This is a genomic window from Halofilum ochraceum, from assembly GCF_001614315.2.
GTDB classification, from domain to species: domain Bacteria; phylum Pseudomonadota; class Gammaproteobacteria; order XJ16; family Halofilaceae; genus Halofilum; species Halofilum ochraceum.
Genome location: NZ_LVEG02000005.1, coordinates 301,396 through 315,812, shown reverse-complemented (window position 1 = coordinate 315,812; position 14,417 = coordinate 301,396). Strand labels below are relative to the sequence as shown.

Below are 14,417 nucleotides of genomic sequence, written 5' to 3'. Positions count from 1 at the left end.
TATGTCCGGCAATACCTTCGGCAAACTGTTCACGGTCACGAGCTTTGGCGAGAGTCACGGCGCGGCCCTCGGCTGCGTGGTCGACGGCTGTCCGCCCGGGCTCGAACTCGACGAGGCGGACCTGCAGTATCAGCTCGACCGGCGGCGCCCGGGCCAGAGCAAATACACCACCCAGCGGCGCGAGCCTGATCAGGTCCGGATCCTTTCCGGCGTCTTCGAAGGCCGTACGACCGGAACGCCGATCGGTCTGTTGATCGAGAACGTCGATCAGAAGTCCAAGGACTACAGCGAGATCGCGCGGACGTTCCGTCCTGGGCATGCCGATTACACCTATCAACAGAAATACGGCTTCCGCGATTACCGCGGTGGCGGCCGTTCTTCGGCGCGCGAAACGGCACTGCGCGTGGCGGCCGGGGCCATCGCCAGGAAATGGCTCGATCAGCGCTTCGGTATTCGGATCCAGGGGCATCTCAGTCAGCTCGGCGAGATCGAGCTCGATCGCTCCCGCTTCGAATGGGATGCGGTCGATGCCAACCCGTTTTTCTGGCCGAACCCGGATCAGATCGAAGACCTCGAGGCCTTCATGCATCGGCTGCGCAAGTCCGGCGATTCGGCCGGCGCGCGCGTCGAGGTGATGGCCTCCGGGCTGCCGCCGGGGTGGGGCGAGCCCGTGTTCGATCGCATCGACGCGGACATCGCGAAGGCCCTGATGAGCATCAACGCGGTCAAGGGCGTCGAACTCGGCGCCGGGTTCGCGGCGGTCGCGCAGAAAGGCACCGCGCACCGCGACGAGATCACGCCGGATGGCTTCCTCTCGAACCATGCCGGCGGCGTGCTGGGCGGCATCTCCACCGGGCAGGATATCCGCGCCTCGCTGGCCCTGAAGCCGACTTCCAGCATCCATTTGAGCGGACGCAGCGTGGACGTCGATGGCGAGGCCGTCGATGTGCGCACCAAGGGGCGTCACGATCCCTGTGTCGGGATCCGCGCGACGCCGATCGCCGAGGCCATGCTTGCGCTCGTACTGATCGACCACGCCCTGCGCCACCGCGCCCAGAACGCCGACGTCGAGTCGGTCACCCCGATCATCCCGGCCGGCCACTCCGGGTCCTGATCCGGTGACGCCGGTCACGGCGCCCGGCGGCGCGATAGTGCCGTACTGGCGACTGTCCGCCTTCTACCTGTTCTTCTTCGCGGCCCTGGGCGCGCTCCTGCCGTACTGGGGCGTCTACCTGCGCGACCTCGGGTACAGCCCGGGCGAGATCGGTTCGCTCATGGCGATCATCGCGGCGACCAAGATCGTGGCCCCGAATATCTGGGGCTGGGTGGCGGATCGGCGTGGCGAGCGTCTGCCCATCGTACGGCTGGGGTCGGGCCTGGCGTTCGTGCTGTTCCTCGGCGTGTTCTTCGCCCAGGGGTTCTGGTGGCTCGCCGCGACGATGGCGCTGTTTTCCTTCTTCTGGAACGCGGCGCTGCCGCAGTTCGAGGCCAACACGTTCAACTGGCTGGGCGCCGAGCGCGAGCGTTACAGCCGGATCCGGCTGTGGGGATCGGTCGGGTTTATCGCCACGGCCGCCAGCATCGGCCCACTGCTCGACCGTTTCGGGGAGACGACGCTTCCGTGGTTCGTCGCGGCGGTGTTCTTCGGGCTGTGGATCGCGAGCCTCGCCGCGCCGCCGGCGCCCGGCGGGCGCACGGCGCATGGCGACCATGGCTCCATCGGCGAGGTCCTGCGGCGGCCGCATGTATGGTCGCTGCTGCTGGTCTGTTTTCTGATGCAGGCCAGTCACGGGCCGTATTACGCGTTTTTCAGCATCCATCTCCAGGATTACGGTTACAGCGGTTTCTCGATCGGTGGCCTGTGGGCGCTCGGCGTGATCGCCGAGATCGGCGTGTTTCTGGCGATGCACCGACTGCTGCCGCGTCACGGTACGCTGACACTGCTGCTCGCGAGCCTCGGTCTGACGGCGCTGCGCTGGCTGCTCGTGGCGGGCTTTGTCGATCGGCCCTCGGTACTGATCGCCGCCCAGACGCTGCATGCGGCCAGCTTCGGCCTGTACCACGCGGTCGCGATCTCGCTGGTCGACCGGTTCTTCACCGGTCCGCATCAGGGCCGGGGCCAGGCGTTCTATTCGAGTCTGAGTTTCGGGGCGGGCCAGGCGGTCGGGACGTTCGTCGCGGGGCTGATGTGGACTGTGGCCGGCGGGACGATCACCTTCGCCGGCGCGGCGGCGGTGGCGGCAGCCGCCTTCGTCGTCGCCGGTTTTGGGCTTCGCGGCGTCCCCGACCGGGAGTCCGCCCGCAAGACCTGAGCGGTGGCTGCCGTCCGAAAGGTACCTTCGCCGATTGCCGCCCTTCGGCGGGACCCAGTACTGTATGCGGTCAGGTAGTCGGTGTGCACTGCTCGTGCCGCGCGGGATCATGCCGACCTGAACTACCCCTGATCGGGAGAGAGAGCCGTGCCTGTACGATCGCTGCGCTGGTACCTGCCGCTATTGTTCTTGCCGCTTGCCGCGAGTGCGGCAGAGCCCGTCCCTGCACCCGCGGAGCGGGAACTCGATTTGACCGTGTATCGACCGGGGGTCGCGCTCGTGCGCGATCGGCGGCCGATTGATCTGGAGGCGGGAAACCATCGTCTCGTTTGGCCAAACGTCGCCGATACCCTCCAGTGGGACAGCGTGCGCCTTGCCGGCGAAGCGCCGGAACTGCGCGCATACCGCCGGAGCGGGGAACGCCTGACGCTGCAGCGACTGGTCGAGGGTTATGTGGGCCGCGAGGTCCGCTTCACCGCGGCCAATGGCGATAACGGTGGCGTCGGTGAGATCGTTTCAGCGGATCCGCTACTGGTCCGCACGGACGCCGGTGTAAGGCCGCTCACGCCGGAGCGGCTGGTATTTCCCGGCGGCGTGCCCGATGCCCTCATGAGTTCGCCCGGGCTCGCGCTCGATATCGCCACCGATCGCCGCTGGCGACAACCGTTGCGCCTCGATTATCTCGCCGAGGGCTTTGCCTGGTCACTGGACTACGTCGCTAGGCTGTCGGCCGATGGCTCCCGGCTGCGGCTGGAGGCGCGGGCGTCGATTGCGAACGCCAGCGGCATGGCGGTGCGCGATGCCCGGGTGGAGTTGATCGCCGGAGAACCCGCGATCCCGCGCGGCGATCGCGGCAACGGGGCCGAAATGATGCAGGCGCGAAGCATGAGTGACGCGGCGGCGCCGCCCGAGGCGGCCGGTGATTATTATCACCTGGCACTGCCGCGTCCCGTGACACTGGAAGCGGGTGAACGTACGTCGGTGGCGGTGTTCGACCGCCCCTCGATCCCGGTCGAGCGTCAGTACGTACTCCGTTCGGACGCGCGGATCACGGGTACGAAAGGACCCGCCCCCGGTTGGCGCAGCGTTCCCCTGACGACCACGCTGGCGTGGACGGTCGGTGACCGGCCGCAGCCCGCCGGCACGCTGCGGGTGTATGAGCCGCGCCCCGGCGACGAGGGGGTACGCCTGGTCGGTGGCGATCGCCTTGGCGACCGGGCCGCCGGTGAACAGGTGGAGGTCGCGCTCGGCCGCCCATTCGATATCGTCGCGGAGCGGCGGCGCACGGATTGGCAACGCGGCCCGGATGAGCGGACCGAAACCGTCACCCGTGAGATTCGTGTCCGCAATGCGGGGCAGCGCGAGGCATCGATCCGGATCGAGGAATCGATCCCGGGCGAATGGGAGATGCTCGAGGCGAGCGACGAATGGGAGCGCGCTTCGGCGGACCTGGCGGTGTGGCGATTCGAGATCGAGGGCGGCGGCGAACGGCTGTTGCGTTATCGGGTCCGAATCAAGCGCTGACAGGTCCGCATCCGATGGAGCCGATCCGGGCTGCGTACGGGAATTCGAACCTGCACCTCCATGGAAACATTTCCGCGAGCCTGTAGGCCGGCCTTTCCCGGCGCCCCCGCTATCGGCATATGCACTACCCGCAACCGCCGGGGAATGCCGGCATTGCGCGGTCGAATGCCCCCGGCCGGTATCGAAATCCATGGACCGCACAAGGCCGGCCTACGCACCATGAGCCCTGGCAAGCCGGGTTTCAGTCAGACAGGTCGACGGCCTCGATTTCGCCCTCCCGCGCGCGCAGCATCGATCCGGCCGTGAACCAGTCGGCCAGCACCCAGCGCTCGACCGTCGTGCCGTCAACCCTCCATTGGTCGCGAGTCGGTCGATGGGTGTGGCCGTGGATCACGCGCTCGACCGACTGCTCGCGGCAGACCGCACGCAGGGCTTCGGCATTGACGTCCATCTCGACGGAACTTTTGCCGGACATCGCATCGCCGCTGTCGTCGCGCAGACCCGCCGCGATCTGGCGTCGTTCGGCCAGGGGACGGGCAAGGAAATCCCGTTGCCAATCCGGGCTGCGGACCTGGCGCCGGAACGTCTGGTAGGCGGTGTCATCGGTACACAGCGTATCGCCATGACAGAGCAGGGTACGGCGATCGCCAAGCGTGATCACCTCGATGTCGTCCAGCCGCACCATGCCGGTGCGCGCGAGCAGCCGGTCGCCGACGAGAAAATCACGGTTTCCGGGCATGAAGTGGACCGCCACGCCGTGTGCGGAGAGCCTGCCGATCGCATCGATGACCCGGTCCCAGACCGGGTCGTCGTCATCGTCACCGATCCACACCTCGAACAGATCGCCCAGGATGTAGACGGCCCTCGCCGTGCGTGCAGGCCCCTCGCAGAAGGCGCGGAACGCGTCGATCATCAGTGGGCGGGCCGGATCGAGGTGGAGATCCGCGATGAACAATACGGTCGCGGCATCCGACCACTGTGCCCCGGGTGCGTCGGCCATGGTTCGGGTCCTTTCGTCGAGTCCGGATCATACTGTGTGGCGGTGGCTGTCAGCTACCGGCTGGACATGGAGGGCCGGATCGTGGATGAGCGTGGGGTCGATGGCAGGCGGCAGGCGGCAGGCGGCAGGCGGCAGGCGAAGGGCGAAGGGCGAAGGGCGAAGGGCGAAGGGCGAAGGGCGAAGGGCGAAGGGCGACCGAAAGCTGCGTCAATCGGATGTCGGATGACGAATCGGCGGTCACGCTCTGCTACCATCGCGCGCCATGTCCGATGACCCGATCCGAACACGTTTCGCGCCGAGCCCGACCGGGGCACTCCACCTGGGCAACGTCCGCACGGCGTTGTTCAACTGGCTGTATGCGCGCGGTCACGGTGGCCGGTTTATTCTGCGCAGCGAGGACACCGACGCCGAGCGCAGCGCGGACGCCTCGCTTACCGCGCTGACCGATGCCCTCGGGTGGCTTGGACTGACGGTAGACGAAGGCCCGGAGGAGGGCGGTCCGCATGGGCCGTACCGGCAGTCGGAGCGTTCCCGCCTGTATGACGACGCACTCGCCCGCCTGCAGGACAGTGGGCACGCCTATCGCTGCTACTGCACGCGGGAAGAACTCGCGGAGGCGCGACGGCGTCAGCTCGCGGCGGGCCGACCGCCGCGCTATCCGGGCACCTGCCGGGATCTGAGCGCGGAAGAGCGTGCCGAGCGCGAGGCCGCCGGGCGCGTACCGACGATCCGCTTCCGGGTCCCGGATGAGGGTTCCATCACGTTCAGTGATCTGGTGCTGGGCTCCCAGACGGCCCGCCTGCGCGAAATCGGTGATTTCATCATCGCGCGTTCGGACGGCTCCCCGGCTTTTTTCCTCGCCAACGCCGTCGACGATGCCGAGATGGCGGTCACGCACGTTTTGCGTGGCGAGGACCATCTCACCAACACCCCGCGTCAGCTGCTGCTGCTGAACGCGTTGGGCTACGGGCAGCAACCGCGCTATGGCCACTTTGGCCTCATCCTGGACATGGATGGCCGCCCGTTGTCGAAGCGCCGGGGCGGCGCGATGCTCGATGAACTGCGCGCGCGCGGCTATCGCCCGGAAGCGCTGATCAACCATCTCGTGCGGATCGGATTTGCGCCGCCCGCCGACGGCATCATGGACCTCGATGCGCTGGCGGCGGCCTTCGACCCGGCGCGGGTTGCCCATGGTGGCGCCCGCCACGATGGAGCCGCTCTGGACGGCTGGCAGCGCCAGGCCCTGGATCGCCTGGATGCGGATGCGCTCTGGGAATGGATGGCTGCCGGTGCGCCGGAGGACGCGGTCGCACTGCCGGTTGATGGCCCCGTGTTCGCGGCGGCGGTCCGCCCGAACATCCTGTTCCCGGAGGATGGCTGGGCCTGGGCGCGGCGCCTGTTCGACCCCGAGGCGGAGCCCGACAGCGACGCGCGCGCCGAGATCGCGGCCGCGGGCCCGGGACTGTTCCGCGCCGCCCTGGCCGTGCAGGATCCTGCGCCGACGGAGGACTTCGGTGCCTGGGCGAAAGCCACGGGGAGGGCGGCCGGCGCCAAGGGCCGTGGGCTGTACCGGCCGCTGCGCGCCGCGCTCACCAACGCGGTGGAAGGGCCGGAACTGGGCGCGGTGGTCCCGTTGATGCCGCCAGAGCTGGTGGCCGCACGCCTGCGGGCCTGCGCCGCCGATTGACCGATCGGCGATTGACGCTCCCCGGGGCTTCCCCTAAACTTCCGCGCCTGCGCCCGAACGCGATCACTGATACGTTTCGGCGTCGGGGCATAGCGCAGTCTGGTAGCGCATCGGCTTTGGGAGCCGAGGGTCGGGGGTTCAAATCCCTCTGCCCCGACCACATGACGGTCACCCGCGCAAACGGACGGCGGGTGCGCCCGAGCGTTCCGCGCCCGTAGCTCATGTGGATAGAGCATCGGCCTTCTAAGCCGAGGGTAGCAGGTTCGAGTCCTGCCGGGCGCGCCAGTTCAGCAAGCGATGGTGACCGTAGCTCAGTAGGTAGAGCCCCGGATTGTGATTCCGGTTGTCGTGGGTTCGAGTCCCATCGGTCACCCCAGTTTCAGTACGCCCATACGGGGCCGCGTCGCGCGTGAGCGTGGCGGTGCCGGGCAGGACGCCCGATCACCGACGAAACCGCGGGCCAGGAGGCCCGCCGCGCATCAGCGCGGAGCGAATGCGGGACCGCGTCCCGCGTGAGCGTGGAGGTGCCGGGCAGGACGCCCCGGTCACCGACGAGACCGCGGGCCAGGAGGCCCGCCGCGCATCAGCGCGGAGCGAATGCGGGACCGCGTCCCGCGTGAGCGTGGAGGTGCCGGGCAGGACGCCCGGTCACCGACGAAAATACGGGCCGTTAGCTCAATTGGTAGAGCAGTTGACTCTTAATCAATTGGTTGGAGGTTCGAGTCCTCCACGGCCCACCATCCATCGCGGGGATCCACGTGATCCGCGCGGGTGCCGATCCGCATCCAGGAGCAGGTGCGGTACAATATGGTGGTCGCCACGGCGACCGCGCGAAAGTGGCGGAACCGGTAGACGCGCTGGGTTTAGGTCCCAGTGGGGGCCAACCCCCCGTGAGAGTTCGAGTCTCTCCTTTCGCACCATGACAAGGAGCCCGCGGCTCATGTTGCCGGCGGGCTTTGCTGTTTGAGCGGCCGGTGTCCCGGCCGGATCAGTCCGGAGTAATCCCGAATGCAGGTGTCGGTCGAACGTCAGGAAGGCCTGGAGCGCACGCTCAAGGTCGAAATCCCGAGTGATCGGATTGAAGGCGCCGTTGAAGAGCGGCTCAACCGGCTGCAGAAGCAGGTGCGGCTGGACGGGTTCCGCCCCGGCAAGGTGCCGATGCGCGTGGTCCGTACCCGCTATGGGGGGCAGGTGCGTCAGGAAGTGGTCGGCGAGCTCATTCAGTCGACGCTCCAGGAGGCGGTCACGCAGGTCGAGATGCAGCCGGCCGGTTCCCCCCGGATCGACTCGGCCGATGAGCAGCCCGACGAGGGCGGGATGGCCTACACGGCCACGTTCGAGGTCTACCCGGAGATCGAGCTCGGGGAGATCTCGGATCTCGCGGTCGAGAAGCCGGTGGCGGAGGTCACGGAGGCCGACGTCGACGGCATGATCGAGACGCTGCAGAAGCAGCGCCAGGAGTTCGAGGAGGTCGACCGGCCCGCCGAGCAGGGTGATCGGGTCGTGATCGATTTCGTCGGCCGGATCGACGGCGAGGCGTTCGAGGGCGGCTCCGGCGAGGATACGCCGGTCGATCTCGGCGCCGGGCGCATGATCGATGGCTTCGAGGACCAGCTCGAGGGAATCCGCCCGAGCGAAGAACGCGAACTCGAGGTCAAGTTCCCGGAAGAATACGGTTCCAGCGAACTCGCCGGGCGCGATGCGACGTTCTCCGTGACCTGCAAGTCGGTCCAGGCCGGACGGCTGCCGGAAGTGGACGAAGAGTTCGCCCGCCAGTTCGGGATCGAGAGCGGCTCGGTCGATGAGCTGCGCGACGGACTGCGGCGGAACATGGAGCGCGAGCTGAAACAGGCGCTCGAGGCCCAGGTGAAGCGTCAGGTGATGGACGCGCTGGTTCAGCGTCATCCGATCGACGTGCCCGATGCGCTGGTGAGCGAGGAGATCGGTCGCCTGCGCGAGCAGATGAAGCAGCGCCTGGGCGGTCAGATGGGCGATGAGCAGCTGCCCGACGATCTGTTCCGGGAAGAGGCGCTGCGCCGGGTCCGGCTTGGGCTCCTGCTCTCGGAGCTGGTCCAGAACAACGGTATCCAGGCGGACGACGAAGCCGTGCGCGAGAAGGTCGAGGAGATGGCCTCCGCCTACGATGACCCGCAGCAGGTTGTGCAGCATTACTATGAAAATCAGCAGATGCTGCAGGGCGTCCAGGCCATGGTGGTCGAGGACCGCGTGGTCGACTGGATTCTCGAACGGGCGAACGTTACCGAGAAGCAGACGAACTTCGACGAAGTCATGCAGCAACAGAATGGCCAGTAGGCTTTAGGAGCAATCCGTTGAGCGATAACGAGTACGCGATGAATCTGGTGCCGATGGTTGTCGAGCAGACGCCACGGGGCGAGCGCTCGTACGACATCTTTTCGCGCCTGTTGAAGGAACGGGTCGTGTTCCTGGTCGGCCCGGTCGAGGACCAGGTCGCGAACCTCGTGGTCGCGCAGCTGCTGTATCTGGAATCGGAGAATCCGGACAAGGATATCTCGCTGTATATCAACTCGCCCGGTGGCGCGGTCACGGCGGGGCTGTCGATTTACGACACGATCCAGTTCATCAAGCCGCACGTGAATACCCTGTGCGTGGGCCAGGCCGCGAGTATGGGGGCGCTCCTGCTCGCTGCCGGGACCGCCGGGAAACGGCATATCCTGCCGCACTCCCGGGTGATGATTCACCAGCCGCTCGGGGGTTACCAGGGCCAGGCGACGGATATCGATATCCACGCCCGCGAGATCCTCAATACCCGGGATCGGCTGAACGGGATCCTCGCGCACCATACCGGCCAGCCGCTGGAAAAGGTCCGCGAGGATACCGAGCGGGATTACTTCATGAGTGCCGACGCGGCCGTGGAATACGGCCTCGTCGATCGGGTCGTGGCCAACCGCGACCAGGAAGGCGGGGCCTGATCGGGCCCCGTCCAAACCCTCTTCACACGGGCCGCAACGGCGTCTGGAGCCCTCTGCCGAGCTTGCAAAACCCCCCTGAAATCGGCATTGTGAATCCGTCTCCACGCGAGCCCGCGGGGCGCGATTTCCCATGACCGACCAGCACGACGACAAGCAGGAATCCGGCAAGCTGCTGTATTGCTCTTTCTGCGGCAAAAGCCAGCACGAAGTGCGCAAACTGATCGCCGGACCCTCGGTGTTCATCTGCGACGAGTGCGTCGATCTCTGCAACGACATCATCCGCGAGGAGATGCAGGACGCCAATCGCGCGTCCACGACGCGGCTGCCCAGGCCCACCGAGATCAACACGACCCTTGATGAATACGTCATCGGTCAGGGACGGGCGAAGAAAATCCTGTCGGTAGCGGTGTACAACCACTACAAGCGACTGGAATTCCGCCAGACCCGGGATGAGATCGAGCTCGCCAAGAGCAATATCCTGATGATCGGCCCAACCGGGTCGGGGAAGACGCTGCTGGCCGAGACCCTGGCGCGGATGCTGAACGTCCCGTTCACGATCGCCGATGCGACGACGCTCACCGAGGCCGGTTACGTGGGCGAGGATGTCGAGAACATCATCCAGAAGCTCCTGCAGAAGTGCGACTACGACGTCGAGAAGGCGCAGAACGGCATCGTCTATATCGATGAGATCGACAAGATCTCGCGCAAGTCGGACAACCCCTCGATCACGCGTGACGTATCCGGGGAGGGCGTGCAGCAGGCGCTGCTGAAGCTCATGGAGGGCACGGTAGCCTCCGTGCCGCCGCAGGGCGGGCGCAAGCACCCGCAGCAGGAGTTCCTGCAGGTCGATACCTCGAACATGCTGTTCATCGTCGGGGGCGCGTTCGCGGGCCTGGAGAAGGTCATCCGGGACCGCTCCGAACAGGGCGGGGTCGGCTTCTCGGCCGAGGTAAAAACACGCGACGAGCGGGCCAATGTGGGTGAGGTTCTGCAGGGCGTCGAACCCGAAGACCTGATTTCCTATGGCCTGATCCCAGAATTCGTGGGCCGGCTCCCGGTTGTCGCGACACTCGAGGAACTCGACGCGGACGCGCTGGTCCGGATTCTGACGGAGCCGAAGAACGCGATCATCAAACAGTACGCCAAGCTCTTCGAGATGGAGGGCTGCGAACTCGAGATGCGCGAATCCGCCCTGTACGCCGTGGCCCAACGGGCCATGGAGCGCAATACGGGCGCGCGGGGCCTGCGCACCATTATCGAGGGGGTGCTGCTGGACACGATGTACGACCTCCCGTCACTCGAGAACGTCAGCCGCGTGGTGATCGATGAGGCGGTGGTGCGGGGCGAAGCGAGCCCGTACCTCGTCTTCGAGGGGCATGAGGAGGAACCCGCCCGGCTCGAGGATACGCCCTACAAGCGGGCCGCGTCGGACGAGTGATCCGGTTTTTTCCCGCCGCGCTGCGTACGCCCCGACGACCCGGTTGCCGTCGGCACGCGCGCGGCGGCCGGTCCAGTGTCCCTCTCACAGGCCCGCGCGCCCCTTGAAAGCGCCAGCCCATTCCCCCAAGTAGCACCGAGGGACGCCCGCGGCGTCCAATCCAGTTTTCCAGAATTTTCAGGAGTTCCCGGTGGAACACGACGAACAGAATACGCCGAATACCGTCCCCGAGACGGGCCACAGTGTGGCGGTCCTGCCGTTGCGCGATGTGGTGGTCTATCCGCACATGGTGATCCCGCTGTTCGTGGGCCGGGAGAAATCCATCCGGGCCCTCGATGCGGCCATGAGCGGGTCCCGGGAGATCATGCTGGTGGCCCAGCGCAGCGCGGACGTGGACGAACCCGGAATCGCGGATCTCTACGACATCGGCACGCGCGCCACCATCCTCCAGTTGCTGAAGCTGCCGGACGGGACCATCAAGGTGCTTGTCGAGGGCGGCCAGCGTGCGCGCCTGACGCAGATCACGCCGACTGACGAAGAGTTCTTCACCGCGGTCCCGGAGACGCTGGAAGAGACGGCGCCCGGAGAGGACCGTGAGGAACAGGTCCTCCTGCGTTCGGTGATGAACGTTTTCGAGCAGTACGTGAAACTCAACAAGAAGGTGCCGGAAGAGGTCCTCAATTCACTCTCCGGAATCGAGGATGCATCGCGGCTCGCGGATACCATCGCGGCGCACATGTCGCTCAAGCTCGAGGAGAAACAGAATCTTCTCGAGATGCCGGATGTGCACGAGCGCCTTGAACGTCTGATGGCGCTCATCGAGGGTGAGATCGATCTGCTCCAGATCGAGAAACGGCTTCGTGGGCGCGTCAAGCAGCAGATGGAGAAGAGCCAGCGCGAGTACTACCTCAACGAGCAGATGAAGGCCATCCAGAAGGAGATGGGTGAGCTCGACGAGGCGGGCAACGAGGCCGAAGAACTCGCGGAGAAAATCCGCAAGGCCAAAATGCCGAAGGAGGCGCGGGAAAAGACCGAGACGGAACTCGGCAAGCTGCGCATGATGTCACCGATGTCGGCCGAAGCGTCCGTCGTGCGGAACTACATCGAGACGATGGTCGCCGTTCCGTGGAACAAGCGTTCCCGGGTCAAGCATGATCTGCAGCGTGCCGGAGAGATTCTCGAGGAAGATCACTACGGACTTGAGAAAGTCAAGGAACGCATCCTCGAATACCTCGCCGTCCAGCAGCGCGTGAAACGTCTCAAGGGGCCGATTCTGTGCCTGGTCGGGCCGCCCGGTGTTGGCAAGACGTCGATCGGGCAGTCGATCGCCCGTGCGACGAATCGCAAATTCGGGCGTATGTCGCTGGGCGGGATTCGTGACGAGGCGGAGATCCGTGGCCATCGCCGCACGTATATCGGCTCGATGCCCGGCAAGATCATTCAGACCCTGAGTCGCGTCGAGAAGAAAAACCCGCTGTTCCTGCTGGATGAAATCGACAAGATGTCGATGGACTTCCGCGGTGATCCGGCGTCCGCTCTGCTTGAAGTGCTCGATCCGGAACAGAACAACAAGTTCCAGGATCATTACCTCGAGGTGGATTTCGACCTCTCGGAGGTGATGTTCGTTGCAACGTCGAACACGCTGAACATCCCGCCGGCGCTGCTGGATCGCCTCGAAGTCATTCGGATCCCGGGTTACACCGAGGACGAAAAGGTGGCGATCGCCCAACGGTACCTCGTGCCGAAGCAGATGAAGAACAACGGTCTGCGTGAAGGTGAGCTCGATCTCTCCGAGGATGCGGTCCGTGAAATCGTGCGGGTGTATACCCGCGAAGCGGGCGTTCGCAACCTGGAACGCGAGATCGCGAAGGTCTGCCGCAAGGTGGTCAAGGAAGTCCAGAAGGGTGACCGTGAGGGCACGGTGTCAGTGGGGCCGGATGATCTCGAAACCTACCTCGGTGTCCGCCGGTATCGTTACGGTCTTGCGGAAGAGCAGGATCAGATCGGCCAGGTCACGGGCCTCGCCTGGACCGAGGTCGGTGGAGAGCTGCTCAATGTAGAAGCGGCCGTGATGCCGTACGGCAAGGGCCGTCTGAGCCATACCGGCCATCTCGGTGAAGTCATGCAGGAGTCGGTGCAGGCCGCACTGACTGTCGTGCGCAGCCGTGCACCCACGCTTGGGCTGCGACCCGGTTTCCATGAAAAACGGGATATCCATATCCACGTGCCCGAGGGCGCGACGCCGAAGGATGGGCCGAGTGCGGGCGTGGCAATGTGCACGGCCCTGGTATCGACACTCACGGGCATTCCCGTGCGGGCGGATGTCGGTATGACGGGCGAGATAACGCTTCGCGGTGAAGTGCTGCCGATCGGCGGTCTGAAAGAGAAACTGCTGGCCGCTCACAGAGGTGGTCTGAAGACGGTGATCATCCCGCAGGAGAACCGCAAGGATCTCAGCGAGATTCCGGAAAATATCCGCGCTGGCCTCGACATACGACCGGTTCGCTGGATCGATGAGGCGCTGGAACTCGCACTGCAGAAGATGCCCGTTCCATTGACCGAAGAGGAAATCGCCGAGGCCGAAAAGGAAGCCGCGCGGATGCCGGCGGTGAGCCCCCGCGAGGACGGTGATGAGCCGGATACGTCCGGTCCCCTGCGGCACCATTGATTGAGGTTTGCCCGGCCCCGATGGTCACGTATACTCGTCGACCGGCGGGGCCCGGTAAGCGTGTTGATGGGCCATCGGCACGTTTGACACCCCGGATTGGCGCTTGCTATAAACTTCGCGGTCCGGACAGGCAGCCTGCCCCGCGCAAGTGGCCCCAAGACCGATACTTCCGGATCGGACAGGCAGAACAACTTGCTACCCACACTGGCGCCGATACGGGGCGCGATGGTAGAGGCTTTCGAGTATGCGGCGCCGGGGTAAAGACGCCCGTATGGAGCCCGGTCGCGGTGCTTGCTATCAGAACAACTGCAGAGGGATGAATCGATGAACAAGTCTGAATTCGTTGAGGCCGTCGCTGAGAACGCTGATATCCCGAAATCGACGGCGCAGAAGGCGGTCGATGCGATGGTTGACGTGATCGGCGGCACGCTCAAGCAGGGCGACCAGGTATCACTGGTCGGTTTCGGTACATTCCTGACGCGCAAGCGTGAGGCCCGTCAGGGCCGCAACCCGCGCACCGGTGAAACGATCAATATCGCGGCATCGCGCGTGCCGAGCTTCAAGGCTGGCAAAGCGCTTAAAGATACCGTAAACTAGCGCGCTTCAGCGCGCCGGGTGCTTAGCTCAGCTGGGAGAGCGTCGCCCTTACAAGGCGAATGTCGGGGGTTCAAATCCCTCAGCACCCACCAGGTTCCGGAGCGGTAGCTCAGTCGGTTAGAGTACCGGCCTGTCACGCCGGGGGTCGCGGGTTCGAGTCCCGTCCGCTCCGCCATTTTCAGGAAGCTGTTTCGGGGCGCCATCGGGCGCCCCGAAATTTTCTGGTCCGCTTCACACATA

General features: G+C 65.6%; 10 protein-coding genes and 7 tRNA genes. 16 read left to right on the top strand and 1 reads right to left on the bottom strand.

Annotation, left to right across the window (positions count from 1 at the left end; translation table 11 throughout):
• Nucleotide 1 precedes the first annotated feature (1 nt).
• From aroC to A0W70_RS07895, 3 genes are all read left to right on the top strand, one after another.
• Nucleotides 2–1,114 (top strand): chorismate synthase, encoded by a 1,113-nt coding sequence (gene aroC / locus A0W70_RS07905; RefSeq protein WP_070988753.1) that lies wholly within the window; start codon nucleotides 2–4, stop codon nucleotides 1,112–1,114.
• A 4-nt stretch (nucleotides 1,115–1,118) separates the two neighbouring features.
• Entirely contained in the window at nucleotides 1,119–2,312 is a 1,194-nt protein-coding gene (locus A0W70_RS07900) for an MFS transporter (RefSeq protein WP_245675832.1), read from the top strand.
• Nucleotides 2,313–2,459: 147 nt separating this feature from the next.
• A complete protein-coding gene (locus tag A0W70_RS07895; RefSeq protein ID WP_139150792.1) occupies nucleotides 2,460–3,836 on the top strand; it encodes a DUF4139 domain-containing protein in 1,377 nt (458 codons plus the stop codon).
• A 241-nt stretch (nucleotides 3,837–4,077) separates the two neighbouring features.
• Here A0W70_RS07895 and A0W70_RS07890 read toward each other — a convergent pair whose 3' ends face one another.
• The gene (locus tag A0W70_RS07890) at nucleotides 4,078–4,836 is read right to left on the bottom strand and encodes a UDP-2,3-diacylglucosamine diphosphatase (RefSeq protein WP_070988748.1); all 759 of its coding nucleotides are present in this window, start codon (nucleotides 4,834–4,836) and stop codon (nucleotides 4,078–4,080) included.
• 262 nt (nucleotides 4,837–5,098) lie between these two features.
• Here A0W70_RS07890 and gltX point away from each other — a divergent pair, with 262 nt between their 5' ends.
• From gltX to A0W70_RS07825, 13 genes are all read left to right on the top strand, one after another.
• On the top strand, nucleotides 5,099–6,523 hold the full coding sequence (gene gltX / locus A0W70_RS07885) for a glutamate--tRNA ligase (protein WP_070988745.1): 1,425 nt from the start codon (nucleotides 5,099–5,101) through the stop codon (nucleotides 6,521–6,523).
• Between the two features lie 83 nt (nucleotides 6,524–6,606).
• A tRNA-Pro gene (locus A0W70_RS07880) sits at nucleotides 6,607–6,683 on the top strand.
• Between the two features lie 48 nt (nucleotides 6,684–6,731).
• Nucleotides 6,732–6,808 (top strand) — tRNA-Arg (locus A0W70_RS07875).
• A 15-nt stretch (nucleotides 6,809–6,823) separates the two neighbouring features.
• A tRNA-His gene (locus A0W70_RS07870) sits at nucleotides 6,824–6,899 on the top strand.
• Nucleotides 6,900–7,187: 288 nt separating this feature from the next.
• Nucleotides 7,188–7,263 (top strand) — tRNA-Lys (locus A0W70_RS07865).
• 90 nt (nucleotides 7,264–7,353) lie between these two features.
• A tRNA-Leu gene (locus A0W70_RS07860) sits at nucleotides 7,354–7,443 on the top strand.
• Between the two features lie 88 nt (nucleotides 7,444–7,531).
• Nucleotides 7,532–8,836, top strand: coding sequence for a trigger factor (tig, locus tag A0W70_RS07855; RefSeq protein ID WP_070988742.1), 1,305 nt, complete (start codon nucleotides 7,532–7,534; stop codon nucleotides 8,834–8,836).
• 38 nt (nucleotides 8,837–8,874) lie between these two features.
• Nucleotides 8,875–9,474, top strand: a complete 600-nt coding sequence (gene clpP, locus A0W70_RS07850) for an ATP-dependent Clp endopeptidase proteolytic subunit ClpP (RefSeq protein WP_070988942.1) — start codon at nucleotides 8,875–8,877, stop codon at nucleotides 9,472–9,474.
• Nucleotides 9,475–9,604: 130 nt separating this feature from the next.
• Nucleotides 9,605–10,912 (top strand): ATP-dependent Clp protease ATP-binding subunit ClpX, encoded by a 1,308-nt coding sequence (gene clpX / locus A0W70_RS07845; protein ID WP_070988739.1) that lies wholly within the window; start codon nucleotides 9,605–9,607, stop codon nucleotides 10,910–10,912.
• A 286-nt stretch (nucleotides 10,913–11,198) separates the two neighbouring features.
• The gene (gene lon / locus A0W70_RS07840) at nucleotides 11,199–13,580 is read left to right on the top strand and encodes an endopeptidase La (protein ID WP_075109852.1); all 2,382 of its coding nucleotides are present in this window, start codon (nucleotides 11,199–11,201) and stop codon (nucleotides 13,578–13,580) included.
• A gap of 306 nt (nucleotides 13,581–13,886) precedes the next feature.
• Nucleotides 13,887–14,177: an HU family DNA-binding protein gene (locus tag A0W70_RS07835; RefSeq protein WP_281182038.1), complete on the top strand. Its 291-nt coding sequence runs from the start codon at nucleotides 13,887–13,889 to the stop codon at nucleotides 14,175–14,177.
• Between the two features lie 16 nt (nucleotides 14,178–14,193).
• Nucleotides 14,194–14,269, top strand: a tRNA-Val gene (locus A0W70_RS07830).
• Between the two features lie 6 nt (nucleotides 14,270–14,275).
• Nucleotides 14,276–14,352, top strand: a tRNA-Asp gene (locus tag A0W70_RS07825).
• Nucleotides 14,353–14,417: the final 65 nt, after the last annotated feature.

What these genes read in the sequence shown, in the direction of transcription:
- aroC (WP_070988753.1), top strand. Translation starts at nt 2, where the DNA reads ATGTCCGGCAATACCTTCGGCAAACTGTTCACGGTCACGAGCTTTGGC.
- A0W70_RS07890 (WP_070988748.1), bottom strand. Translation starts at nt 4,836, where the DNA reads ATGGCCGACGCACCCGGGGCACAGTGGTCGGATGCCGCGACCGTATTG.
- gltX (WP_070988745.1), top strand. Translation starts at nt 5,099, where the DNA reads ATGTCCGATGACCCGATCCGAACACGTTTCGCGCCGAGCCCGACCGGG.
- tig (WP_070988742.1), top strand. Translation starts at nt 7,532, where the DNA reads ATGCAGGTGTCGGTCGAACGTCAGGAAGGCCTGGAGCGCACGCTCAAG.
- clpP (WP_070988942.1), top strand. Translation starts at nt 8,875, where the DNA reads ATGAATCTGGTGCCGATGGTTGTCGAGCAGACGCCACGGGGCGAGCGC.
- clpX (WP_070988739.1), top strand. Translation starts at nt 9,605, where the DNA reads ATGACCGACCAGCACGACGACAAGCAGGAATCCGGCAAGCTGCTGTAT.
- lon (WP_075109852.1), top strand. Translation starts at nt 11,199, where the DNA reads ATGGTGATCCCGCTGTTCGTGGGCCGGGAGAAATCCATCCGGGCCCTC.